This is a genomic window from Streptomyces sp. NPDC002499, from assembly GCF_053595415.1.
The window spans coordinates 99315-124857 of sequence record NZ_JBSFXO010000003.1 but is presented as its reverse complement, the minus strand read 5'-3'; the positions used below and the strand labels follow the sequence as shown (position 1 = coordinate 124857).

Below are 25543 nucleotides of genomic sequence, written 5' to 3'. Positions count from 1 at the left end.
AGGGGACGGTTGCAGGTACGTCCCGCCTGCGCGGCTGCCACCCCAGACCGGCCGGACGCGGGAGCCCTGCACAGCAGCACCATCGGTCAGCGACGGCGCCTCGACCGTGCCAAACCCCCCTGGCCCTGGCTGGAGCCGCCGGCTCCAGCGTGGATGAGGTGACGCCGAGTCACCCCACGCCGCCGACCCGACACCGCCCCACTCCCCCGCCAAAGCCCAGCGCAGCGGCTACGCGTCGATGCGTGACCGGTCCAGCGTCGCCGCCGAGCTGGAGATGAACTCCTTGCGCGGGGCCACGTCGTTGCCCATCAACAGGTCGAAGACCGTCTCGGCGGAGTCCAGGTCGGAGAGGTTGATCCGGCGCAGGGTGCGGTGGCGGGGGTCCATCGTCGTCTCGGCCAGCTGGTCGGCGTCCATCTCACCGAGACCCTTGTAGCGCTGGATGGAGTCCTTGTGCCGGACGCCCTTGCTCTGGAACTCCAGGAGCTTGTCGCGCAGCTCACGGTCCGAGTAGGTGTAGACGTATTTGTCCTGGCCCTTCTTCGGCTGGACGAGCTCGATGCGGTGCAGCGGCGGCACCGCCGCGAAGACCCGGCCCGCCTCGACCATGGGCCGCATGTAGCGGTGGAACAGCGTCAGCAGCAGGGTGCGGATGTGGGAGCCGTCCACATCGGCATCGGTCATCATGATGATCTTGCCGTAGCGGGCCGCGTCGATGTCGAAGGTACGGCCCGAGCCGGCTCCTATGACCTGGATGATCGCGCCGCACTCGGCGTTCTTGAGCATGTCGGTCACGGACGACTTCTGGACGTTGAGGATCTTGCCGCGGATCGGCAGCAGCGCCTGGAACTCGGAGTTCCGGGCGAGCTTCGCGGTGCCGAGCGCGGAGTCCCCCTCGACGATGAACAACTCGCTGCGGTCCACGTCGTCGCTGCGGCAGTCCGCGAGCTTCGCGGGCAGGGACGAGGACTCCAGAGCCGTCTTGCGACGCTGTGCGTCCTTGTGCTGGCGGGCCGCGATACGCGTGCGTGCAGCGGCGACCGCCTTCTCCATGACGACCCGGGCCTGTGCGGCCGCGTCGCGCTTGGTGGTGGTCAGGAAGTCCCTGAGCTCCTTGGAGACGACGGTGGTCACGATCCGGCGGGCCGCCGAGGTGCCGAGCACCTCCTTGGTCTGCCCCTCGAACTGCGGCTCGGCGAGTCGGACGGTCACGACGGCGGTGAGACCTTCGAGGGCGTCGTCCTTGACGATGTCGTCCTCGGCCACGCGCAGCAGCTTCTTGGCGCGCAGCACCTCGTTCATCGTCTTCGTGATCGCCTGCTCGAAGCCCGCGACGTGGGTGCCGCCCTTGGGCGTGGCGATGATGTTGACGAACGACCTGAGCGTGGTGTCGTAGCCCGTTCCCCAGCGCAGCGCGATGTCCACGCCGAGCTCACGCGTGACCTCGGTGGGCGTCATCTGGCCGTGGTCGTCGAGGACCGGGACGGTCTCCTTGAAGGTGCCCTGGCCGGTGAGGCGCAGCACGTCGTTGACGGGCTTGTCGGTGGCCAGGTACTCGCAGAACTCGCTGATGCCGCCGTCGAAGCGGAAGGACTCCTCGCCCTTGCTGCCGCCCTCGCCGAGACCCAGTTCGTCACGGACGACGATGGTCAGGCCGGGCACCAGGAAGGCGGTCTGGCGGGCGCGCTGGTGCAGCGTGTCCAGGGAGACCTTGGCGTCCTTGAGGAAGATCTGGCGGTCGGCCCAGTAGCGCACGCGCGTGCCGGTCCGGTTCTTGGGCACCTTCTTAGTCTTGCGCAGTCCGCTGGCGGCCTCGAACTTGGCGTCGGGGCCGTTGCCGGCGAAGGCGCCGGGCACACCGCGCCGGAAGCTGATGGCGTGGGTGTGGCCGCTGCGGTCCACCTCCACGTCCAGCCTGGCGGACAGCGCGTTCACCACGGATGCGCCGACGCCGTGCAGACCGCCGGAGGCGGCGTACGAGCCACCGCCGAACTTGCCGCCGGCGTGCAGCTTGGTCATGACGACCTCGATGCCGGACAGACCGGTCTTGGGCTCGACGTCGACCGGGATGCCCCGGCCGTTGTCCCGCACCTCGACGGAGCCGTCGTCGTGGAGGATCACGTCGATGTGGTCGCCGTAGCCCCCGAGGGCCTCGTCCACCGCGTTGTCGATGATCTCCCACAGACAGTGCAGCAGACCTCGGCTGTCGGTGGAGCCGATGTACATGCCCGGGCGCTTGCGCACGGCCTCGAGTCCTTCGAGGACGAGCAGGTGCCGCGCGGTGTAGTTGGAACCGTCCCGGTCTGCTGCCAGCAGCGCTGTGGACGGCACGGACGTCTCGGCGGTCACGCGGTTCGCTCCTCGCTGAATTTCAAGTGGGGCCCTTTGGGGTAAGGGCGCGGCTTCGGTCGCCGCCAAGAGGGTACCCAGGCCTGGTAGAGCCGTTGTAACGCCACCCTCGTCTGAGTTCACACTAGTCCAGAGTCGCATGAGTGTTCGATCCCTCGATGGAGTGAAGTACATATCACGTTCCCTTCGGGGCATGAACCATTTAGGCTCCGGGCACGTCCTCAAGAACAACCGGCAACCCAGCCGGGAGGACAGACATTGACAGACCGCGCGAACCCGTAAGACACAGAGACACGCAATACGGCACATTCGCCGCCAACCGGCAGCAGACAGCCGGCCTCGAAAGATTTTTTCGAGGGAAAGCCCCGAGCGGGAACGTTTTGGGGCTGGTTGGATGTTGACCCTGGTACGACAGCTCGTCGAGCTAGAGAAGAGGCGACGTGACTACTGTTCTGACCCCCGCGAGCCCGCTGACGGCCGCTGACCGCTGCGACCGCTGCGGCGCCCAGGCGTACGTACGCGTGGTCCTGCTCAGCGGCGGTGAACTGCTCTTCTGCGCCCACCACGGACGCAAGTTCGAGCCGGAACTCAAGAAGATCGCCGCTGAGATACAGGACGAGACGGAGCGGCTGACGGCTGTGCCGGCAACCTCCAACGAAGAAGAGCGCTGACAACTCGCGTCAACGACGAGCCAGCTCCGGCACAGGCCGGTCGACGGGCGGCGTGGCCCCTTTCACAGGGGCCACGCCGCCCGCGCTCTTTGGCGAGAAAGCCCTCAGCCGCCGTCAGCGGCCCGCCCTGGGCCCGCTGACCCGGCGCCCCCTCCCAGCCCTTCCAGGGCCCTTACGGCGGCGGACACGCGTGTGTAGACGCCAGGACTGCCCGCACGGCCGCAGCCGCTCCCCCAGGACACCAGTCCGATGAGCTTCCCCTGGGCGACAAGCGGCCCTCCGCTGTCCCCCTGACAGGCGTCCCGGCCGCCCGTCGTCTCACCGGCGCACAGCATGGTGTCGGCCGCGTAGGCCCCGTCCAAACTGCCTGGATAGGCCCGCTCGCACTGGGCGTCCGCCAGCACGTGCACGCGTGCGGCCCGCAGACTGCGCGCGTAGTCGCCGCCCCCCGTGAGATCCCCCCAGCCGTAGACGACCGCACTCATACCCGGCGCGTAGGCGGAATCGCCGTCCGCCGCCATCCTGACCACCGAACTCCGGGGAAGGGATTCGGCGAGGGTGAGCACGGCGAAGTCCCCCGCGTTGCTGCCGCTGTCGTAGTCCGGATTCACCCAGGTGTCGCGCACCGCGATCTCCCGCCCCTGGTTCGACAGCAGATCCGTACGACCGGTGATGACCTTGAGGTCGCGCACCCTGTTCGGCGGCGCCCCGAGCACGTCGTCGCCGAGACAGTGGGCCGCGGTCAGCACGGTCGTGGGACCGACCGCCACTCCGCCGCAGAACTGCCCCGCGCGGGTACCCCCGAACCGGTCACGGCTGGACAGTGCCACCGTCCACGGACTCTCGGAGATGTCGACCGGGAACCCTCCTACGACGATGTCGTCGGCGGCCACCGGAGCCGCCGACAGCAGTGATATTGCGGTCGCCGCGGCCGCAAGGACCAACGGCCGGGCGAGGGCCCGGACAAAAGGACGGCGCATGCACGTTCCTCACTCTGGGATGGTCACGAGACACCCAGAGTGATCCAGCCCACCGCGCACCGCACCCGCGCGACAACGCGCGAAGGCCCGGCTCCCTCACGGGAGACCGGGCCTTCGATGTCGTACGACCGCGACTTAGTCGAGGTAGTCGCGCAGCACCTGCGAGCGCGACGGGTGGCGCAGTTTCGACATCGTCTTGGACTCGATCTGGCGGATGCGCTCGCGCGTGACGCCGTAGACCTTGCCGATCTCGTCGAGGGTCTTCGGCTGACCGTCGGTGAGACCGAAGCGCATGGAGACGACGCCCGCCTCGCGCTCCGAGAGGGTGTCCAGGACGGAGTGCAGCTGCTCCTGGAGGAGCGTGAAGCTGACCGCGTCGGCCGGAACGACGGCCTCGGAGTCCTCGATGAGGTCGCCGAACTCGCTGTCGCCGTCCTCACCCAGGGGGGTGTGGAGGGAGATGGGCTCGCGGCCGTACTTCTGGACCTCGATGACCTTCTCGGGGGTCATGTCGAGTTCCTTGGCCAGCTCCTCCGGGGTGGGCTCGCGGCCCAGGTCCTGGAGCATCTGGCGCTGCACGCGCGCGAGCTTGTTGATGACCTCGACCATGTGCACCGGGATACGGATGGTGCGGGCCTGGTCGGCCATCGCGCGGGTGATCGCCTGACGGATCCACCAGGTGGCGTACGTGGAGAACTTGTAGCCCTTGGTGTAGTCGAACTTCTCGACCGCGCGGATCAGACCGAGGTTGCCCTCCTGGATGAGGTCCAGGAAGAGCATGCCGCGGCCGGTGTAGCGCTTGGCCAGGGAGACCACCAGGCGGAGGTTGGCCTCCAGGAGGTGGTTCTTGGCGCGGCGGCCGTCCTCGGCGATGATCTCCAGCTCACGCTTGAGCTTGGGGGCGAGCTTGTCGGCGTTGGCCAGCTTGTCCTCGGCGAACAGACCGGCCTCGATGCGCTTGGCGAGCTCGACCTCCTGCTCGGCGTTGAGCAGCGGGACCTTGCCGATCTGCTTGAGGTAGTCCTTGACCGGGTCGGCGGTGGCACCGGCGGCGGCGACCTGCTGCGCCGGCGCGTCGTCCTCGTCCTCGTCGGAGAGCACGAAGCCCGCGCTCTCGGCGCCCTCGGGCTCGTCGCCGGTCTTCGGCGTCTCCTCGAGTGCTTCCTCTTCGGTGGCCTCGGCGTCGTCCTTCTTGGCACCGGTCTTCTTCGCCGCCGCGGGTGCTGCCTTCTTGGCGACGGTCTTCTTCGCGGCCGCCGTCGTCTTCTTGGCGGTCGTCTTCTTGGCAGCGGCCTTGGGGGCGGAGTCGTCCTCGACGGACGGGTCCGCGACGGGCGCCGCCGGCGTGGCGGTGGCGGTGGCCTTCTTGGCGGTCGCCGTCTTCGCCGCGACCGTCTTGGTGGCGGTGCGCTTGGCCGGACTCTTCGCTGCGACGCTCTTTCGTGTGCGCTTGGGCTCCGCGGCACTGACCATCAGCGTCACACCCTCTTCCTCGAGGATCTGGTTGAGGCTGCGCAGTACGTTCTTCCACTGAGTGGCCGGAATCTGGTCAGCTTCGAAGGCCCGACGCACATCGTCGCCGGCGATCTGCCCCTCAGCCTTTCCCCGCTCAATGAGAGCCATGACAGAGACGGACTCGGCGATCTCCGGCGGGAGCGTACGGGATGTGCTGGCCGACACGAACAACCTCTCGGAACGTTGGAAAACGGCTTCCGGCCCCGTCCATGACGGACAGGAGCCGACCACCGGCTTGGGGATTGGGCCGACGGCGCGGGCGGGGGCCGGGGAGATACACAGCGCCTGGAACGGCGTCCGTATTCCCTCCTCGGCAGTCACCTCTTAGGTCATCGTGCTGTTCCCGCGAGCGTTACGCCCAATCTGCGTGGCCCGAGTCACACCCCGTAAGCACTCAAAAACGGCCAGACACGGGCAGAGGAGGTCACGTATGCCCCCGATCGGGGCTTCCGTGACACTCGGACGACCGTGTCGCACCGTCGGACCCCGCGGGATCCGGGGATCGCGCGGGGTCCGACGGAAGACGGTTCGACGGCCGAGCGATGCCCAGGAGGGGGAGGCATCCCCCGGCCGCGCCGCCCTCGGACCGCGGTCAGTGCTCGCGCGGCGCCGGCACCACGCGCTCCACCTCGGGGTGGACGGTCAGCAGTTGACGCATGGCCGCCTCGGCGCCCCCGCCGTCGCCCGTGGCGAGCGCGTCGGCGATCCGGCCGTGATACGCCAGCGACGCCTCGGTCGGCCGGTCACAGCCCGTGACGGGGTTGCCGGAGACCTGAAGGGCGGCCGACACGATCCCGGAGAGGTGCTCCAGCATGCGGTTCCCGGAGACCTGGATGAGCAGGGAGTGGAATTCGGCGTCCGCGCGGGAGAACGTCAGCGCGTCGCCCTGCGCCATCGCGTGCCCCATGATCTCGACCATGTCGGTGAGCCGCTGCTGGACGTCCTCGCGCCCGTGCCCGGCGGCGAGGCGGGCGGCCAGCGGCTCGATCGTCCAGCGCAGCTCGCTCAGCTCGCGGCGCTGGTCGTCGCGCTGCGGTCCGAAGGCCCGCCACTCGATGATGTCCGGGTCGAGGAGGTTCCAGTCGCTGACGGGACGCACGCGCGTGCCGACGTTCGGCCGGGCGCTGACCAGGCCCTTGGCCTCAAGGACACGGAGCGACTCGCGGACGACGGTACGGGAGACCTCGAAGCGCTGGCCGATCTCCTCGGGCACCAGTGGGCGGTCGGCGCCCAGGTCGCCGGAGACGATCATCTGCCCCAGCTGCTGGACGAGTTGGCCGTGCAGCCCGCGTCCGCGGCTGCCCGCGGCACGCCGGCCCACGCGGCCCAGCTCCTGGTGGTCCGCACCGTCCCAGACGGAGGTGTTGACCCGGTCGGCGACAGGGGCCTCGGCATAGGGGTAGCGGTCGAGTTCGCCCGGGCCGGCGAGGCCGGAGTCTGCGGAGCGGGCGGCGGTCATCATGGTGTGCGCAAGGGTACTCACGGATCCTTTGTCGGCTCTCTCCCCAACTCCCTTGAGGTCTTTGGTGAAAAGCACACGAAAGGGTGATCGCTCACCCCGTCGCAATTGACGCCTTATCGGAAAGAAATGGGCTTTCCCCGGGGAGTTGTGCGCAAGGTGCGTCGGAAGAGCGCGGACGGTCGTCATCGAACCCTGCTGCGCAGGGTCGTGAGCAGATACGCGCAGAGCAGCGCGGTCAGCGACAACGTGAGTGCGCCGCCCACGGGTTGACCGACCACGCGCGCCATGGCGGACAGATAGCGCTCTCCACCGAAGGGCCACTGCAGCAGGAGCACCTCGCGCAGCCGCAACGGAAGTCCGGCCGCCATCCGCACAGACGGTCCCGCCAAGGCCTTGTGTACGAGCGGTACGACGAGGACCGGCACCGCGACCACCGCCGCGAGCCCCGCCGTGGTGGACCGGAAGACCCCGGCGGCCAGCACTCCGGCCCAGGAACAGCCCACCACGAGCCCGATCCAACTCGCGCTCAGTGGCAGCCAGTCGGCGGGAACTTGTGCGAGCTCCCGTCCGTAGACGAGATAGAGCACTTCGGCGTCGCAGCCGACCGTGAGGAAGGCCAGCATCAGCGCGGTGGCCGCGGCGACGAGGAGTTTCGCGGCGAGCAGCCCCAGCCGGCGGGGCACGGTGCCGCGGTCCGCCGCCAGGGCGGGGTGGCGGAACTCGTCGCCGAAGGCCAGCGCGCCGAGCAGTCCCGCACCGAGCGCGGCGGGCGGCAGCGGCAACTCCCTCGGCCACGCGGCCAGCAGGCGCGACTGCGGGGTGTGGCCGATCCGCGCCAGGAGCACGGCGGTGAGAGCGGACACGACGAGCACGGCGGCGGCCGTGAGAAACCCGGTGCCGATTCCGGCGGCACGACGGATCTCGTAGCGCAGGGGGCGGAGGGGGCTGGGGGCGGGGCGGACGGAGATGGGGGGCGGCAGGGGGGCCAGGGCATCGAGAGTGCGGGCTCGGGTGGGGCGGGGGGTTGGAGTTGGGGTTGGGATCAACTCGCTAGACGCGGTGGGCCGGGGCGTCGGCCTGGCCTGCGGGGATTGCGAGTCCCGGGGCTCTTCCGAGCCCGAGCGCTGCGGTTCGGCATCGGGTTCGCGGAGTCCGTCGGGTTCGCGTTGCGCGTCAACTTCGGCTGACTCGTCGGCAACGCACGAGGCCTCCCCGATCCCCGTCGACGGCTGCGGCTGCGGCTGCGGTTGCGCTTGCGCTCGCGGCTCGACGGTCGTTCGATTTTCCGGGTGCGGGTGCGAATCGGGGTCCGGGTCCGCAGCCGCTCCCGGGCCCATGTCCCCGATCTCGTCGGCGAGTTGGTGTACGAGGATGCTGTGGCGGAACGCTGTCTCGCCGACGTCGGCGCACGTACTGCCGTAGACGGAGAGCCGGTTGCCGGCCTCGCGGACGACCTCCACGGAGCGTTGCGCGGTGCGGGCTTCCTTGGCAAGGAGGGCCGCGAGGCGGGCGGCATGCGGGGTGCGGACGGCGACTCGGGGGCGCAGTCGGGTGCGGGCGAACTCGGGGGCCTCCTGGTCGGCGACGAGTCTGCCCTGCTCCAGGGTGACGACCCGGTCTGCCGCGCGGGCGGCCTCCTTGGGGTCGGTTGTCGTCAGCAGGACCGTGCCGCCCTGTTCCGTGTGGGCGCGCAGCATGCCGTGCAGCCAGTGGGCCTCACGGGTGGAGAGTCCGTCGGCCGGATCGTCGAGGACGAGGGTGTGCGGGTCGGAGAGCAGAGCGCAGGCCAGGCCGAGGCGGCGGTCCATGCCGCGCGAGAGGGTGCCGAGCCGTTCGTCGCGCAGGCTGACCAGGCCGACCACTTCGAGCACTTCGTCGGCGCGGCGACCGGGCACGCCGGCTGCCGCGCACAGCATGCGGAGATGACCGCGGACCGAGCGGGACGGGTGGCCGGGTACGTCGCCCAGGAGCACGCCGACCTCGCGCGACGGGTGGGCGATGCGGTGCAGGGGGCGGCCCCTGAAGTAGGTGATGCCACGGCCCTGTTGGAGTTCGAGCATGAGTCTGAGCGCCGTCGTCTTGCCTGCCCCCGCCGCTCCGAGCAGCGCGGTGACATGGCCCGCGCGCGCCTCGAAGGAGACGTCGTCGACGGCGGGCGGAAGGTCCTTGCGGGGGTTGCTGGTCAGTCCGAAGGCCTGGATCACCCGAAGCAAGATAGCGCGCTATGTCCGGTTTTCGGGGCATCGCACGGCCCGCCCCACGAACGGGGATCGGCGCTGTGGCCGGACTCCCGTCGTCAGACCTCGGGGCGCAGCATCGGGGGGTTGAGCAGTGTGGCGCCGCCGGCCCGGAAGAGTTGGGCGGGGCGGCCGCCCTGGCGTGTGGTGGTACCGCCGGTGGGGACCAGGAAGCCGGGTGTGCCCGTCACCTTGCGGTGGAAGTTGCGGGGGTCGAGTGCCACGCCCCACACCGCCTCGTAGACGCGGCGCAGCTCGCCGACGGTGAACTCGGTGGGGCAGAACGCCGTGGCGAGCGACGAGTACTCGATCTTGGAGCGGGCGCGTTCGACGCCGTCGGCCAGGATCTGGGCGTGGTCGAAGGCGAGCGGTGCCACGGGCTCCTCGTCACGGCCGTAGCCGCTCTGTTGCAGCAGTTCGTCGACCGGTGCCCAGCGGGCGTAGCTCGCGTCGCCGCCGGCCCGGGGTGCGGGCAGGTCGGGGGCGAGGGCCAGGTGCGCGACGCTGACCACGCGCATCCGGGGATCCCGCTTGGGGTCGCCGTAGGTCGCGAGCTGTTCCAGATGCGCCCCGTTGTCCGGGGCGGGGACGGTCTGGTCGTGGGCGCGCAGCCCGGTCTCCTCGGCCAGTTCGCGTGCCGCCGCCTGTGCCAGGTCCTCGTCGGCCCGTACGAATCCGCCCGGTAGCGCCCAACGCCCCTGGAAGGGTGGTTCGCCCCTCCGTACCGCCAGCGCGCACAGGGCATGGCGGCGCACGGTCAGCACGACCAGGTCCACGGTGACGGCGAAAGGCGGAAAGGCTGACGGGTCGTAGGGCATGCGGCGATCATAGTCGTCTGCCTGACGATAAACACTCCCTTCGTCGGTCGCTTCGGTGGCTGATCCACTTCGTTCCGGTATGGGTCCCGTCGGCCGCTCCTCCCCGTTCCCGGCCGCTCGCGCCCGGCGTGCGCCGGTGGGTCGTCCGAGGTCACACGCCCAATTGCAGACCGTCGGCTGCCTCCTCGACCATGGCGAGGCCCAGTCGGCTGACCCGGACGGAGAAGGGGGCTCCGGCGACCCGCAGGCCCGTCAGGACGAGCTCGCCGAGGGGTGCGCTGTGCACGGGGCGCAGTGTGAGCGTGCCTGCCGGGGCGTCGGGGCGGATGCCCACGAGCGCGGTGGGGAGCAGCACGCCGGCCGCCGCCGCGGTGGCCGCCGGTCGGCAGGCCGCCGGGTGCGGAAGGGGAGCGCTCCCGTCGGTGCGCTGCACGCCGGCGTACATCTCGGGCAGCCGGTGGCCGAAGGCCTCTGCCGCCCCCAAGGTGCCCCGCAGTAGCGAGGCCGCCTCCTTCTCGTAACCGGCGGCGGCGAGGCCGGCGACCGCGACCGCCGTCTCGTGGACCCGTACGGCGCCGCTGCGGTGACCGAAGGGGTTGTATCCGGCTTCCTTCGCGCCGAGTCCGCGCAGTCCCCAGCCCGTGTCCATGGCGGGACCGCCCAGCAGTCGTGCGAGTTGTTCGGTCTGCACCTTGTCGAGCAGGCCGGGTGCCAGTTCTCCCCCGCCCAGCAGGCCGGTGTCCAGGAGGTGGACGGCGGACGCACACAGGTAGGGCACCACGCTTCCGTCGGGCGCGCGGGCGGCAGCCGGTCTGCCTCCGCCCAGGTCGTCGATCCAGAACTCCTCCCGGAACGCCCCGCGCAGCGCCTGCGCCCACCGCCGCAGCTCGGCGCCGCCCGGTCTGCCGAAGTCCTGGAGCAGATCGGCGCCGAGCAGGGCCGCACGGTGGGCGTGGGCCTGCGTCTCGCAGCGGACCGGGCCGCCCGGGTGCGGGTCGTGCAGGTAGGTGCCGTCGCCCACAGTCGCCAGCAGCCAGGTCAGACAGCGCTCGGCCGCCGGCAGCAACTCCTCCGTCTCCTGCTCGGGGAGCCCCCAACGGCGGGCCTCAGCGAGCAGGGCGGGGAAGAGCAGCGTTGCTTCCGTGCCGGTACACCCCGGCGGCAGATGAGGGCCTGCGTCCCGGCGCGGTCCGGGGATCATGCCGGATCGTGGCGCCGGGTCCCGGAGTTGAGTGCGCGCGAGGGTGCGCAATGTGCCCGAGGCGAGGCGGGTGCCGAGGGGCAGGGTCATCCGGGCCGCGGCGAGCGCCTCGGCCGGGGCGAGACCGCAGCGCCATGGTGCCCCCGCCGCGAGGTGTGTGTCGGAAGGGTGGGCGGGGTCCCGTAACTGCAGGGCCTGGAGATCTTCGATGCTTGTCCGCAGCAGCGGCTCGACTCTGGGGTCGTCGCCCGAGGCGCGGGCCGTGGCGAGCGGGCTCGTCGCGGCGCGGCCCACGGCTCGGACGGGTCCCGTTCCGTCCGAGCGCACCCGTAGCTCCAGGCTTCTGCTGCCGCCCGGAGGCAGTTCGAACTCCCAGCGCAGCAGCCCCGCGGAGGCCAGCATGTCGGCGGGCGGTGGGTCCGCCGTGACCGACGAGCGTCCGGCGGTGCCGGTCCAGCGCAGACCCGAGTCGTGGACGCTGGCGGGCAGTTCGGGGCCCGTGACCCCGGACGCGATCGCCGCCAGGTCGGCCAGGTCCGTGGCGAGGGCGACCTCGACAGGCACGCGCAGCGGGCGGAGGGACGCGCTGTGCAACGTGATCCGCTCGGTGCCGTCCGCGTGACGGATGCGTTCGACGACGACGTCCGGGTCCGGGCCGGACTGCGGGGACGCGCGCAGCGTCCCCACGAAGCGTGCCCGGTCGGCGGCGGTCATCCGGGCCTGGATCGCCAGCGGTTCGCGTCCGGCGACTCGGATCTGGCACCGGGAGAGCACGCGTCGGCCCGCTCGGTAGAACCCCTCCAGTCCCTGGCCGGTCAACTGTCCTTGGTCTGTGGAGATGGCGAGGGCGGGGAGGGCGACGCAGATGAGGGTGGTGTGGGTAGGGGGCAGGTCGAAGGGACGGCGGGGGGTGGGGAGAGTGGTGGGGCCGGATGAACTGGGCTGACCGGACTGCCCGGGCGCACCGGACTGCCCGTATGGACCGCGGTGACCGTGTGGACCGTGTGGACTCAGCGGTGTCGGACCGCCGCGGGCGGGTTGGCCCGGGCTCGCTGGACGTTGTTCAGGTCCGTGATGGTCGGAACGGTCGGCGGCGGAGGAGGGCGGAGTCGGCTCATACATGGGCGGCTTCTTCTGCTCTCTGTGCACCTCGGGCGTGCGCGGCGCCGTAGGAGATCCGGACGGACGTGGGCGATGCGACGGCAGGGCCCATCCAGGCGTTCCGCCACTCAGGTGAACGGAACCGGACTCCTCCTGGTCACGCCCCAAGCGGCTCGAGCCGACCGAATGGCGGCGGTGGACCGGATTGCCTCCGCCTGCCTCCTCTCGCCGCCCGCGCAACGCTTCGCGGTGGCCGTCGGTTCGGCAGCACCACCCCTTGCCCACCTGGCAGTTGCTCACGGCTTGCCCTCGACACCGTCGTCCGCCAACGGTGCCCGGGGACGCGGAACGCTCGCCCCGCTTCCACGACCGTCCGTCCGGGCGGGGCGAGGACGGGAGCGGGCGCCGGTCGGGCGAACACGGCGTCGGAGGCGGGAGGAACCCCCCGATGCGGACGCAGGTGCCGGTGCAGCCCCGGGTGCCGGCACCGCCCCGACTTCCGACGTAGGCCGGGACGCGGGCGCAGACTCGATCGCCGACGCGAGCCGACCCGCCGACGTAGAACCACCCGTCGGCGCAACCCCCGCCGACGGCACGGCCCCCGCCGTATCCCCTTCCAACTCCCCCTCGAACGGCACCTCAGGCTCCCCCCACTCCTTCCGCTCCGCTCGCGCCGCCCCCGCTCGCCCTCGTTCATGCCGTTCCGCTCGCAGACAGCGGCGGATGGATTCCGGGTCCAGGCCCTCGTTGCAGGCTTGGTGGAGCAGGCGCGCGAAGAGGTAGTCGGGGTCGGCGCCGAGTGCCATGGCGAGGGCTTCGCGGGCTTCGAGTTCGTCGCCGGTGGACCAGGCGACCCAGCCCGCGAGGGTCAGGGGTGCCGCGGCGTGTTCGCGGTACGGGCCGACGCAGCGGCGGGCGAGGGTGCGCCAGAGTCGGAGTGCCGGGACGGCGTCGTCGCCCTCCATCCATTCGGCCGCGCGGTCGCGGGTGGCGCGGTCCTGCAAGCCGAGGATCAGAGTGGCCGCTTCGTCGTGTCCGACCAGTTCGTCGTCGCGGAGGTCGGATGTGAACGGGCCGGAGGCGGGCGGTACTTCGGTCAGGCGGCAGATGATCCGTCCGGCCAGCTCCAGGGTTTCCTTGCCCACCTCCGCGCGGCTGGCGTCGTCGAGGATCCTCGGAACCAGCGCCATGTTGGCCGCGTCCAGGGCGACTTCCTGTGCCAGGGCAGCCGCTGTCTCCCAGGGCAGCAGCCTGGCGCGCAGCTCGCGAAGGGTGCCGCGCACCTGGAGGCCGGCGTAGGTGGCGGCGGCCGCCAGCACGGAGGTGCCGGGCAGGCCCATGGGGAGGCCGTCGAGAGGACAACAGGCCTGGTTCGCGCAGCAGTAGGACCAGAAGCGGCCGTCCGAGATGCACAAGGCCTCGATCACCGGCACGTCCAGCTGTCCGCACTCGACGCGCAGTTTCTGGGCCAACGGGCGCAGCCGCTCCATGACCTGGCGGCCCGACTCGCCCTCCGCCGGTTCCTGGCAGAGGTACGCCACCATCTGCTCGGGCTTGGCGCCCCTGCGCTCGCTGCCCGTCACCAGCCCGTGGGCCAACTGCCGGGCCACGGACGCCCAGTCGTCCGCGCCGGGCGGAATGCCCAGCCTGGCCCGGCCGCCGAACCTGCCTCGGCCGTCCTTGTCGTGCAGGGCGACCAGCACGATGCTGTCCTCCGGGCGGTACCCGAGCAGATACGGCAGGGCGTCCGCCAGTTCTGCCGGGGTGCGAAGGGTGACCTGATGGTCTGCGCCGTGATGGTCGTATGCGCTCGGTTCGAGGGACGGTGTGCCGTTTTCGGATGATCCAGCGGTTTCGCCGTGATTCGTCATGCGCAGACGATCTCGCGGATCTTGATATTCCGCTTTGCCCTGTGGATAACTCGGGCCAGGGACACGACAACGCCATGACCGGCACCGCTACGACGACACCGCCTGCGACAGCAGCGCCTACGACAACACCGGTCATGGCGGCCCGATCACCGCGACCACGCCCGGCTGGAGCCGATCACCTGGCCGCGGACGAACGCCCGACCACGGTTCCCAGCCCCAACGCGCGCGTGCCCGCCGCCGACAGGGACCGGTGGCGTCAGCTATCCGACAGTGCGGCTCAATCCTCGACCCAGCCGTGGCCCTCGCTGAACTTCACCAGCGCGGCGCGGATGGTGAGGATCTGCTCCGCGGTCAGCAGCGGACTCGCGGCGAGCAGCAGTTCCGTCACATCACGCCGGTACTCCTGGGCGCTGAGCACGTCGCACATCACGTTGCCGTTCTCGTCGAGCGTCACCGCCCTCGGGCCTGCCTCGTGCGACCGACGCGGCACCGGCGGTGCGGCACCCTCGGGGAGACGGATGTTCGACGCTTTCAGTCCTCGATCGCCGCTCTCCACGTCGAATTCGACGACCAGACCGGAGCGGATGTACTCCTCGGGAATGAGGAGATCGTTCACATGCAGGAAAATGTCCTCGCCGCCGGCATCCGCCGCGATGAACCCATACCCACGCACACTGTCGAAACGCACTACACGACCCGCAACCATGCGGACCCCCAACTCTTCGAAACCCCACCCGTCCGGGGCCCTTCCCCGGACACACGGCTCCAGCATGTCATCAGCACGGCTCAGGTCAACGCTGCTGCCGCTCACCCGTACGCCGCCGCGCCCCGACTCCGTACGCCGCGCCCCGCTCCGTACACCCTCCACTCCGTACGCCGCCCCCTAACCCCGTACACCGCACCCCTCAGCCCGAACACCGCACCCCTCACTCCGTACGCAACGCCCGCCCCGACCCCGTCCGAGCCGCCCACCCCGCCGGCAGCAGCGCGCCCGTGGCCGCGATGACCACGCCGCCCAGTGCGAGGAGCACCAGCAGGCCGGGACCGTAGATGTCGATGTCGGCGGTCGGGATCTCGGTGCCGGCCGAGCGGCCCATCGCCGGCATGACGACGTGATGCAGGGCCACGCCGAGCGGTACGCCGATGGCCCCGGCCACCAGACCGGTGGCTGCGACGGAGGTGAGCACCATGCTGACGACCTGGCGCGGGATCATCCCCAGCGCCTTGAACACCCCTAGGTCGTGGACCCGTTCGCGGGTGTCGAGGACCACCGTGTTGAGGACGCACAGGCAGGCCACGACCACGAGCATCGCCGTCAACATCGCGATCAAGGACTGCATCACCAGGATGACGGTCGAGGCGCGGCCGTCGTCGGAGCTCGTCGCGACTCCCCCGATCTTCTCCAGTTGGGTGTTGAGCCCGTCCAAGTAGGCGACCCTGTCCGTGCCCTTGGTGAGTTCGACCGTGAAGTTGTCCAGCTTCGCGTCGGGCACGATCCGCGCCACCGACGCGGCGTCGGCCCGCACCGCCATGCCCTGGTCACCGAGGTCGAAGATCTCGCCGACCAGCTTGAGCCGCACGCTGTGCCCCTGATCGGTCAGCGTCACGGTGTCCCCGATCTTGACCCCGGTGGCCTGAAGGAAGCGGGCCGGCGCCACCGCCTCGCCAGGCGCGGAGAACCAGCGCCCCGACACCATCACGTGGCCAGCGCCCTCGGCGTCACCCTCGTACACCACCAGCGGTGTACCACCCTTGACACCGGCGACGCTCACAAAGGTCTTGCCGGTGCCGAAGTACGACCCCGTGCCCGACTGCGCCTTGATCACCGCCGCGACCTTGTCCGGGTCGGCCAGCTTCACCTCGCCCTGCGGATCCGCCGTCGTGCCCGGCGCGCCACGACCTTCCTGGTCCGCACGCGCCACGGCCTCACCGTCACCACCCACCGTTCCTGCACTGTCGCCCGCTCCACCCCGCCCCGCCACGTCCGGCCGTCCCACCGTGCTGACGGTGACATCACCGGACGAGTCCGGGTCGCCGCTCGTCTGGATCGCGGACAGCGAACTGCCCAGCCCCACCGCGAAGGTGATCGCCAGCGCGCCGAAGCCGACGGCGGCCGCGGTGGTCGCCGCGCGCGCAGGACGCGCGAAGGGCGTCGCGAGACCCAGGCTCACGGAGCGCGGCACCGGCAACCGGGCCAGAAGCCCGCGGACGCGCTGCCCACGGCCTTCGCTGGGCGTGCGCCCGACGTTGATCGCCACCGCGGTATGCAGTCGGGCCGCACGCGTCGCCGGGCCCAGCGCCGCGGCCGTCACCAGCGCCAGGGCCGCGAGGGGCACCAGGAGGTCGATCCAGAGGGGGATGAGGAGGGCGCTCGTGCCGTACGCGGTCTCGACCTCGTTGAGCATCGGGACCGCGAGCAGATTTCCGACGACCACGCCCAGCAGCGCCCCGAGCGAGGCCGGGATCAGGGCCTGTGCGACGTACGCCCGGCCTACCTGGGACGGCGTGAAGCCGATGGCCTTGAGGATGCCGATCCGTCGGGTGGACGCGGCGACCGCGCCGCTGACCACGATGGAGATGATGAGCACCGACATCGCAAGGGCGATGAGTGCGAACGCGCTCACGAACGGGACGAACGCCGACACGTTGTTGTCCGCGATCTGCTTCACGTCCAGCCACGACTGCGCACCGCGCAGGGCGCCGTCGGGAAGCTCCGCGGTGACGGCCTTCTTGTCGGCCGCGACCGCCGACCTGCTGTCGGCGTCGTCGAAGCGGTAGAGCATCTGGTAGCCGGAGTCCGCGCCGGACGCGGCCAGTCGGCTCAGCTGTGCGGGCAGCACCCAGGCGTCGGCGCTCTCGCCGACCGACTCGGCGATCCCCGTCACGGTCAACTCCGCTGTGCCGTCCGGGCCGATGGCCTCCAGCTCGCTGCCCACCGCGGTGTCCGGGGTGCGCGCGCCGGTCTCCAGCACGATCTCGCCGGGCTTCGAGGCCCACTTGCCCTCGACGAGGTTCACCTGGTCCACCGGCTGTTCCCCCTCGGCACGGCCGACCACCGTCATGGGCAGCGGAGCCACGCCCGGGGGCCCGCCGCTCGGCGATTCCAGCCGCAGCGAGGCCACGGGGAACGGACCGGCCGCCGCGGCCACGCCGTCGGCGTCTCCGGTCGCCGCCAGCCGCGTCGACGACACCTTCGTCGCGTCGAACTCCGCACTCAGATGGGCCCCTTGCTGCTTGGCGAACGCATGCTCGAACGGCCCCTGCGAAGCCACCAGCAGCCCGGCGCCGAGCACCGAGGCCGCCACCGCGAGCAGGGTCGTCAGCACCATCACGACGGTCTGCACCCGCCGCCGCCCCACGCCCGCGCGGACCACGCAGCCGAGCGCACCGCCGCCGCTCCGGCCCGCTCGGCCGTCCTGGGCGCCCCCGGGTGGCGGAGACGCGCCGAGCTCCGCGAGTCGGCTGCTCGTCGGCCCCAGCGCGCTCATCGGGCCGCCTTCGGCATGCTGTGCGCGGTGTCCCGGGCGACCCGTCCGTCGACCAGTTCGACGGTCCGGGTCGCGCAGGCCTCCGCCAGAGACAGGTCGTGGGTGACGAGCATCATCGTCTGCCCGTCCGCGTTGAGATCGCGCAACAGCGCCTGTACGTCCGCCCCCGACGCGGAGTCGAGCGCTCCGGTCGGCTCGTCCGCCAGCAGCAGCGCGGGACTGTTCATCAGTGCCCGGGCAACCGCGACCCGCTGGCGCTCACCGCCGGAGAGCCGGCCGGGGTGGGTGTGCGCGTGCCGGGCGATGCCGAGACGGCCGAGCAGTTCGTCGGCGCGTGCTGCGGCCCGGCCGCGGGGCATGCCCGCGAGCCGGGCCGACAGCAGGACGTTGTCGATGACCGTCAGGTCGTCCAGCAGGTTGAAGAACTGGAAGATCATGCCGATCCAGGCCCTGCGGTACTTGGCGGACCCGGTCTCGTTCAGCTCGTCCACCCGCACTCCGGCGACGGTCACGCCGCCCTCAGTCGGCCGGTCGAGGCCCGCGACCAGGTTCAGCAGCGTCGACTTGCCGCTGCCGGACGGGCCCAGCACGGCGACCGCCTCGCCGGACCGCACGTCCAGTGTCAGTCCGGCCAGCGCGGGCGGGCCCTCGTCGTACGCCTTGCTCACGTCACGCAGTTCGATGAGCGGGTCGATCAGGTCCCTCACGGCGCCTCCAGGTGTGCCACATCTCGTCTCGTGCTCGCAGAAGCTAGGTGTGAGAGGTCGGGCACCGCGTCGGTCGCTGTGCCGAAGGTTCCTACCGTGTGCGGCGGAGGCCCGCCGGCCTCAACCCAACGATGTAGTCGAGAGGTTGAGGCCGGATCGACTCGTGGGCCGATCCCCGGAGTGCGCCCGCTTGCCACAATGGGCCGGTGAATTCAGCGGGCCGGATCCGTCGACGGTGGCCGTTCCCCGCGAGGGGGTTGTGGGCAGGCGCAGTTCAGTCGTTCCGTGGGCGAGGCGCCTCGGTGCTGCGCGCCATCGGCATGCCGCCGCGGCGCTCACGCTGGACCTGGATCGCCGATGTGCTGCTGGCCGCCGTGCTCGCGGTGGGTACGGTCTCCACCGACCTGGACCGCTCGACCTACGAGAACCGGCCGCAGGTACCCGGTGTCTCGGCCTCGACGGCGCCCTCGATCCCGCCGGCCCGCCCTGTCCCGCCGCCGGAGCCGGACCCCGTTCCCGCCCAGCAGACCGACCGGCAACTGCCCCCCGTCGAGCCGTGGGAACTGGCGCTGGCCCTGCTCTCCGCGGCCCCGCTGGCACTGCGCCGGCGGTATCCACTGGCCGCGTTCTGGGCGGTGCTGGCCGCCACCGGGCTGTTCCACCTCGGCGAGATCACCGAGGACGCGGCGGTGTTCACCTTCGCGAGCACGCTGATCGCGGCCTACAGCGCGGCCACGTACAGCCCCTACCGCGTGCCGTCGTTGGTGAGCCTGGCGGCGGGCGGCGTCGCGTTCGGCACGCTGTCCCTGCTGCCCGATATAGACCGCGGTCTGATCCCGCTGCTGATGCTGCTGCCGGTGGCGCTCGCCGCCAACCTGGTGCACGCCTGGCAGCAGCGGGGCCGCGCCCAGCAGGAGGCGACCCGGCTCGCGGTCGAGCGCGAACGCTCGCGTATCGCACGGGAGTTGCACGACGTCGTCACCCACAACGTCAGCATGATGACGATCCAGGCGGGCGCGGCGCGCAAGACCCTCGACGCCTCCCCCGACCAGGCCCGCGAGGCGCTGCGGGCCGTCGAGGCGGGCGGCCGGGCGGCGCTCGCGGAACTGCGGCACGTCATGGGCCTGTTGACGACGGCCTCGGACGGAGCGGAGTCGGCCGCGACGGCCGACCTGGCACCGCAACCGGGCCTGGGCCAACTCACCGAACTGACCGGCCGGGTGCGCGGCACGGGCGTACCCGTCGAGGTGTCCGTCACCGGCACCCCGGCCCCGCTGCCCGCGGGCGTGGACCTCACGGCGTACCGGGTGGTGCAGGAGGCACTGACCAACACCGTCAAACACGCCGCCGGTGCCACGGTCACGGTGTCCGTGGAGTACGCGCCGGGCGAGCTGCGGGTGGCGGTCGAGGACACCGGCGGACAGCGCAGGTCACGGGCACCGGGCAGCGGCCGCGGCCTGATCGGACTGCGCGAACGGCTCGCGTTGTACGGCGGTACTCTGTCCGCCGGCAGTCGCCCGCGCGGGGGCTTCGCGGTCCTGGCGATCATCCCGGTGGAGGTCGAGTGAGCACCGAGGCACGGCACACCGACGACGGCAGCGGGCCGCCCCGGGTGGTGGTCGCCGACGACCAGGCGCTCGTCCGCACCGGCTTCCGGATGATCCTCGCCGCGGACGGCATCGAGGTCGTCGGCGAGGCGACCGACGGCGACGAGGCCGTGACCGTCGTCCGACGCACGCTCCCCGACGTCGTGCTGATGGACATCCGCATGCCGGGGACGGACGGTCTGGAGGCCACCCGCCGCATCCTCGGCCCGGACGCCCCCTCGCCCCCGCCGCGGGTCATCATCCTGACGACATACGACCTCGATCAGTACGTCTACGGGGCCCTCGCGGCCGGCGCCAGTGGCTTCCTGCTCAAGGACGTCACCCCGGAGCACCTCTCCGCCGCCGTGCGCCTGGTCCGCTCCGGCGACGCGCTGCTCGCGCCGTCCATCACCCGCCGACTCGTGGAGCGCTTCGCCGTGCCCACGGAGCGTACGGCCACGATGCACCGTGACCTGTCCGCGCTCACCCGGCGGGAGCTGGAAGTCCTGGAGTCCCTGGCGCGCGGCCTGAGCAACGCGGAACTGGCCGCCCGTTTCCGTCTGAGCGAGGCGACGGTGAAGACCCACGTGACGCACATCCTCGCCAAGCTCCGACTCCGTGACCGCGCCCAGGCGGTCATCGCCGCCTACGAGACGGGCCTGATCACGCCGGGCTCCCTGGAGACTCCGACGGCGGAGAGCCCGTCGGCAGGCTGACGGCCCACCGGGTCCGCCGGCCCAACCGGCGCTCACCGCCCGGCTGTTCAGTGCCCCGCTCCCCCCGCGCGCCACAGCTCAGCCCGCCACCGCGAGAACCAACGGAAGCACCGGCCCACTGCCCGCCTTCCGCAGCAGCCGGGCGGCGACCGCGAGGGTCCAGCCGGAGTCGCTGTAGTCGTCCACGAGCAGGACGGGACCGGGTGAAGCGGCCAGTGCCTCGGCCAGTTGATCGGGTACGGCGAAGGCGCCGGACAGCGCCTTGACGCGCTGCGCGGAGTTGCTGCGCCGGGTCGCGTGCTCGCCGCCCGGTCCGGTGTACGCCAGCGCGCCCAGGAAGGGGAGGCGGCCGACGGACGCGATGCCCTCGGCGAGGGAACCGACCAACTGCGGGCGGGCCAGGGACGGTACGGCGACGACTCCGACGGGCCGCGCGGAGGCGTCCGGGCCGCTGGACGCCCAACCGCCCGAGGAACGCGCCCAGTCGGCGATGACGTCCACCGCGGCCCGCAAGGCGGCCTCGGGAATCTGCCCGTCGGGGGCGTGCTCGGCCAGCAACGGACGCAGTCGGTTGCCCCAGCCGATGTCCGAGAGCCGCCCAAGGGCCCGTCCGGTGGAGCACTGCTCTCCGGCCGGGATACGGCCCTTGAGGTTGATGCCCAGCGCGGGCAGCCCTGTCGGCCACATCCGGCGCGGCTCGACCTCCACGCCCGGCCGGTCCAGTTCCTTCGCCGCCCCCGTCAGCGACTCGGCCGAGACGGAGGGATCGGCCCACGCCCCCGCGCAGTTGTCGCACCGGCCGCACGGAACCGCGCCCTCGTCGTCCAGTTGACGGCGCAGGAACTCCATCCGGCACCCGTCCGTGCTCACGTAGTCCCGCATGGCCTGCTGCTCGGCCGCCCGCTGCCGCGCCACCCACGCGTACCGCTCGGCGTCGTACGTCCATGGCTCGCCGGTGGAGGTCCAGCCGCCCTTGACCCGCTTGACCGCCCCGTCCACGTCGAGCACCTTGAGCATCGTCTCCAGCCGGGTGCGCCGCAGGTCGACCTGTGCCTCCAGGCTGGGCACGGACAGTGGCCGCCCCGCGTCGGCGAGGGCCGAGAGGGTCTGGCGGACCTGGGTCTCTGGCGGGAAGGCGGTGTCGGCGAAGTAGCGCCAGATGGCCTCGTCCTCCTTGCCCGGCAGCAGCAGCACATCGGCGTGCTCCACCCCGCGGCCCGCACGGCCCACCTGCTGGTAGTAGGCGATCGGCGAGGACGGCGAACCGAGGTGGACCACGAAGCCCAGGTCCGGCTTGTCGAAGCCCATCCCGAGCGCCGAGGTCGCGACCAATGCCTTGACCCGGTTCGCCAGCAGGTCGGCCTCGCCCTGCAACCGGTCAGCGTTCTCCGTGCGGCCCGTGTACGAGGCCACCGGGAAGCCGCGCTGGCGCAGGAAGGCGGTGGCCTCCTCGGCGGCGGCGACCGTGAGCGCGTAGATGATCCCGGAGCCCGGCAGCTCCTCCAGGTGCTCCGCGAGCCAGGCCAACCGGTGCGCGGCGTCCGGCAGTTGGACCACGCCAAGGCGCAGGCTCTCCCGCTCCAGCGGGCCGCGCAGCACCAGGGCCTCCCCCGCGCCGGTGCCCAGCTGCTCGGCCACGTCCGCGGTGACCCGGGCGTTGGCGGTCGCGGTGGTGGCCAGCACCGGGACGCCCGGGGCGAGTTCGGTGAGCATCGCGCGCAGCCGGCGGTAGTCCGGCCGGAAGTCATGTCCCCAGTCGGAGATGCAGTGCGCCTCGTCGACCACGAGCAGACCGGTGGTGACCGCGAGCTTGGGCAGCATCTGGTCGCGGAAGTCGACGGAGTTGAGGCGCTCCGGGCTGACGAGCAGGACGTCTGTCTCGCCGCGCTCGACCTCCTCGTACACCGTCTGCCACTCTTCGGGGTTGGCCGAGTTGATGGTGCGTGCCCGGATGCCGGCCCGCTCCGCGGCCTCGACCTGGTTGCGCATCAGCGCCAGCAGGGGCGAGACGATCACCGTCGGGCCCGAGCCGCGCCTGCGCAGCAGCGCGGTGGCCACGAAGTACACCGCCGACTTGCCCCAGCCGGTGCGCTGCACCACCAGCGCGCGCCTGCGGTCCTCCACCAGGGCGGACACCGCCTGCCACTGGTCCTCCCGCAACCGCGCGGAACCCCCCGGGCCGCCGACCAGCTCGGCGAGGATGGCATCGGCTTCGGCGCGCAGTTCCAGTTCTTCCATACCCCCATGCAACCCGATGCCACTGACAATCGGCGACCGCACCGCTCTGGACCGGCCGCACTCGAACGGTGTACGAACACAGAGTGAACGGTCGTCTCACACATCGCGTAGGGGATCACCGGGTAGGGATCTAAGCCTCATACCGCCGGATTTCGGTCTCTGGCCCCAATTGCTCGTTGCCGCATCCCAGTTCGACAGCAAGAATTGGACTCCGCTCCCCGCATGGCTCGCCCGTGACACGGTAGGGCTCTGCTGTGGTGTGCGCTCCCCCGATTCAGACCCCGCCCGCAGTGTGGGCGCGTAGCCGAAGGGAGGACCGTGACCTTCGGATTCGCTCCGTCCTCCGCGGCATCCACGTCGACGTCTGCCGACCTGTCCGCCGCATCCGCCAACCCCCTCGCCCGCGTGCTCGAACCGGCGGAGTGGACCGCCGCCGGAATCCCCTTGCTGCGCAATCCCCGTGAGGTCGTCAGCGGCCTCCACTCCCGGCACCGCCCGAGACCGGCCACCGCGGTCGTGGCCGTGCTCGACCCGGACGAACGGCTGCGGGCCAGCGCCTCCTTCACCCGCCGCCCGGCCCCGGCCGACGGCTGGATGTTCCGTAACGTGCTGCTCGCCCAGTTGCGCCGGGTCATCCCCCACGACCTGCGTCGCCGCACCCCGATCCGGACCGCCGTGCTGCTCTACTGCCGTGACGGCGACGCCCGGTGGACCGAGGAGGACGGCGCGTGGATGTGGGGCCTGCGGGACGCCTGCACGCTGCACGGTCTGCGCTGTGGGGCGTACATCACGCTGACCCGGGACGGCTGGCAGGTCCTGGGTGAGGGCCGCGGTGGTCGCCGCCCCAACTCGGATTCGAAGCCGGAGCCGTTCGCGCTGTCCGAGGCACCGCCCCCGCTGCCCCGCACCGGCGGTGCCGCCTCGGAGGTCCTGCGCCGCGCGGCGGCCCGCTGAGGGAGTCGACGGGCCGTGCCCACCGCACGGCACGTCTCCCTCGCCCACCTCACTCCGGACGGCCCCGTCGACCGTCCGCGCACGCCGAAACGCCCACCGTGCGATACCGCGACAACGCTCCTGCCGCTCCGGTGCAGGTCCTCGCGGACCTACCGGAGCGGACTCAGACGCCCGCGCCCAGCAGCGAGTTGATCTGCTGCGGGTCGCCGCAGACGACCAGCAGGGCACCGGCCCGGGCATGGGCCAGCGGCAGGGCGGTTGCGGCAGTCGTGGCGGAGCCACCGTTGACGGCGACCACGACCACGGGACGCGACACGGCACGTTCGGCGACGGAGGCGTCCGTGTAGAAGACGTCGTCACCCGCGTCGTGCTGCGCCCAGTAGGCGGCTTCACCGAAGGACAGCTCGTGGGCGGCCCACGGATGCTGCTCACCGGTGGTGATCACCAGCACGTCACCGGGGGCACGGCCGGCGTCGAGAAGAAGGTCCACGGCCTCCTCGGCGGCGTCGAGCGCGCCCTCCACCGAGGCCGGGATCAGCTGGATCTGGGGGGTCGCCGAAGACGCGACGGGCGCGACCGGAGCGACGGGCGCGACCGGCCCCGAAGCGACCGGCCCCGAGGGGTCGGGCTTCGGCGCGGCCACGTCTCGCGGCGTACGTTGCACCGGCGGCGCAGGCCGGAGCGGACCGGGACGACCGGGGCGCGGCGATCCCATGGGACGGGGACCGGGTACGGGACGAGGGGTCTGCGCGGTACGGCCGCTGGCCGGCGTGGCGCGGGGACCCTGGGCACTCTCGTGAATCTGAGGCTCCTCGGGAATGAGAGGCATGGGCTGATATCTATCAAACATTGGTACGACTCGCGTCAGCGGGTGGCACATGAGTGCGAGCGGAATCGTCAGAAGTCGAAGCCGAGTTGCCCCTCGATCTCCGGAACGCTCCCGTCCGCCCAGCTGCGGGCCTTCTTGAGGTGCCGCCACTGGGGCAGCGCATCAAGATACGCCCACGACAACCGGTGGTACGGGGTGGGTCCCCGCTCCTCCAGCGCGGCCTTGTGCACGGGCGACGGATACCCGGCATTGTCCGCAAAACCGAAGTCTGCATGGTCCATACCCAGTTCGGCCATCATTTTGTCGCGCTGAACCTTGGCGATCACCGACGCCGCAGCGACGGCCACGCAGGACCGGTCGCCCTTGATCACGGTACGGACCTTCCACGGCACCCCGAGGTAGTCGTGGTTGCCGTCGAGGATCACCGCGTCGGGTCGGACGGGCAGGGCTTCCAGAGCACGCACCGCGGCCAACCGCAGCGCCGCCGTCATGCCCTGTTGGTCGATCTCCTCCGGAGAGGCGTGACCCAGCGCGTACGAGGTCACCCACTGCTGGAGTGTCTCGGCGAGCACGGTCCGCCGCTTGACGGCGATCAACTTGGAGTCGGTGAGACCTTCGGGCGGCCGGCGCAGTCCGGTGACGGCCGCGCAGACGGTGACGGGGCCGGCCCACGCACCGCGCCCCACCTCGTCGACACCGGCAATGACCTTGGCTCCGGTCGTGGCGCGAAGGGAGCGCTCGACAGTGTGAGTAGGAGGTTCGTACGGCATGGCGAGCTAAGCGTACGCCGCCGGGATCACCCTGCGACACCCCGGTTTCC

The 25543-nt window shown here is 71.4% G+C and carries 18 protein-coding genes; 4 read left to right on the top strand and 14 right to left on the bottom strand.

Features of this window, described 5'->3' with window-relative positions; translation table 11 throughout:
* Positions 1–228: 228 nt before the first annotated feature.
* Entirely contained in the window at positions 229–2349 is a 2121-nt protein-coding gene (locus ACWD5F_RS08640) for a DNA gyrase/topoisomerase IV subunit B (protein ID WP_451252442.1), read from the bottom strand.
* Between the two features lie 440 nt (positions 2350–2789).
* Between ACWD5F_RS08640 and ACWD5F_RS08635 the strand changes: the two genes are divergently transcribed.
* The gene (locus ACWD5F_RS08635) at positions 2790–3020 is read left to right on the top strand and encodes a DUF7455 domain-containing protein (protein ID WP_123997256.1); all 231 of its coding nucleotides are present in this window, start codon (positions 2790–2792) and stop codon (positions 3018–3020) included.
* 104 nt (positions 3021–3124) lie between these two features.
* Here ACWD5F_RS08635 and ACWD5F_RS08630 read toward each other — a convergent pair whose 3' ends face one another.
* From ACWD5F_RS08630 to ACWD5F_RS08585, 10 genes are all read right to left on the bottom strand, one after another.
* The gene (locus ACWD5F_RS08630; protein ID WP_451252439.1) at positions 3125–4000 is read right to left on the bottom strand and encodes a serine protease; all 876 of its coding nucleotides are present in this window, start codon (positions 3998–4000) and stop codon (positions 3125–3127) included.
* Positions 4001–4135: 135 nt separating this feature from the next.
* Entirely contained in the window at positions 4136–5680 is a 1545-nt protein-coding gene (locus ACWD5F_RS08625; RefSeq protein WP_451252437.1) for an RNA polymerase sigma factor, read from the bottom strand.
* A 427-nt stretch (positions 5681–6107) separates the two neighbouring features.
* Positions 6108–6998: a FadR/GntR family transcriptional regulator gene (locus ACWD5F_RS08620; RefSeq protein WP_401722124.1), complete on the bottom strand. Its 891-nt coding sequence runs from the start codon at positions 6996–6998 to the stop codon at positions 6108–6110.
* A gap of 161 nt (positions 6999–7159) precedes the next feature.
* A complete protein-coding gene (locus tag ACWD5F_RS08615; protein ID WP_451252434.1) occupies positions 7160–9181 on the bottom strand; it encodes an ATP-binding cassette domain-containing protein in 2022 nt (673 codons plus the stop codon).
* A 92-nt stretch (positions 9182–9273) separates the two neighbouring features.
* Positions 9274–10032: an NUDIX hydrolase gene (locus ACWD5F_RS08610; RefSeq protein ID WP_451252432.1), complete on the bottom strand. Its 759-nt coding sequence runs from the start codon at positions 10030–10032 to the stop codon at positions 9274–9276.
* A 151-nt stretch (positions 10033–10183) separates the two neighbouring features.
* The gene (locus ACWD5F_RS08605) at positions 10184–12052 is read right to left on the bottom strand and encodes a glycogen debranching N-terminal domain-containing protein (RefSeq protein ID WP_451252430.1); all 1869 of its coding nucleotides are present in this window, start codon (positions 12050–12052) and stop codon (positions 10184–10186) included.
* 578 nt (positions 12053–12630) lie between these two features.
* On the bottom strand, positions 12631–14205 hold the full coding sequence (locus ACWD5F_RS08600) for a DUF4192 domain-containing protein (protein ID WP_451252428.1): 1575 nt from the start codon (positions 14203–14205) through the stop codon (positions 12631–12633).
* Between the two features lie 277 nt (positions 14206–14482).
* Positions 14483–14911: a cold-shock protein gene (locus ACWD5F_RS08595; protein WP_451253166.1), complete on the bottom strand. Its 429-nt coding sequence runs from the start codon at positions 14909–14911 to the stop codon at positions 14483–14485.
* A 220-nt stretch (positions 14912–15131) separates the two neighbouring features.
* Positions 15132–17693: an ABC transporter permease gene (locus ACWD5F_RS08590; RefSeq protein ID WP_451252427.1), complete on the bottom strand. Its 2562-nt coding sequence runs from the start codon at positions 17691–17693 to the stop codon at positions 15132–15134.
* Complete coding sequence (locus tag ACWD5F_RS08585; RefSeq protein ID WP_451252425.1) at positions 17690–18400, bottom strand: ABC transporter ATP-binding protein; 711 nt, start codon at positions 18398–18400, stop codon at positions 17690–17692. The genes ACWD5F_RS08590 and ACWD5F_RS08585 overlap by 4 nt, the downstream gene beginning before the upstream one ends.
* Positions 18401–18720: 320 nt before the next feature.
* Here ACWD5F_RS08585 and ACWD5F_RS08580 point away from each other — a divergent pair, with 320 nt between their 5' ends.
* Both ACWD5F_RS08580 and ACWD5F_RS08575 read left to right on the top strand, forming a co-directional pair.
* Positions 18721–19968: a sensor histidine kinase gene (locus tag ACWD5F_RS08580; RefSeq protein ID WP_451253164.1), complete on the top strand. Its 1248-nt coding sequence runs from the start codon at positions 18721–18723 to the stop codon at positions 19966–19968.
* Positions 19969–20057: 89 nt separating this feature from the next.
* On the top strand, positions 20058–20702 hold the full coding sequence (locus ACWD5F_RS08575; RefSeq protein ID WP_451253162.1) for a response regulator: 645 nt from the start codon (positions 20058–20060) through the stop codon (positions 20700–20702).
* A 78-nt stretch (positions 20703–20780) separates the two neighbouring features.
* Here the strand turns inward: ACWD5F_RS08575 and ACWD5F_RS08570 are convergent, their stop codons facing one another.
* The gene (locus ACWD5F_RS08570) at positions 20781–22940 is read right to left on the bottom strand and encodes a RecQ family ATP-dependent DNA helicase (protein WP_451252423.1); all 2160 of its coding nucleotides are present in this window, start codon (positions 22938–22940) and stop codon (positions 20781–20783) included.
* Positions 22941–23258: 318 nt separating this feature from the next.
* On the opposite strand from ACWD5F_RS08570, the gene ACWD5F_RS08565 reads away from it, so the two are divergent.
* Positions 23259–23894: a hypothetical protein gene (locus ACWD5F_RS08565; RefSeq protein ID WP_451252421.1), complete on the top strand. Its 636-nt coding sequence runs from the start codon at positions 23259–23261 to the stop codon at positions 23892–23894.
* A 163-nt stretch (positions 23895–24057) separates the two neighbouring features.
* On the opposite strand, the gene ACWD5F_RS08560 is transcribed toward ACWD5F_RS08565, so the two are convergent.
* Complete coding sequence (locus ACWD5F_RS08560; protein ID WP_401722154.1) at positions 24058–24723, bottom strand: hypothetical protein; 666 nt, start codon at positions 24721–24723, stop codon at positions 24058–24060.
* Positions 24724–24791: 68 nt separating this feature from the next.
* Positions 24792–25493 carry a ribonuclease HII gene (locus ACWD5F_RS08555; RefSeq protein ID WP_123997271.1) on the bottom strand — a complete coding sequence of 234 codons (702 nt, stop codon included), beginning with the start codon at positions 25491–25493 and terminating at the stop codon, positions 24792–24794.
* Positions 25494–25543: the final 50 nt, after the last annotated feature.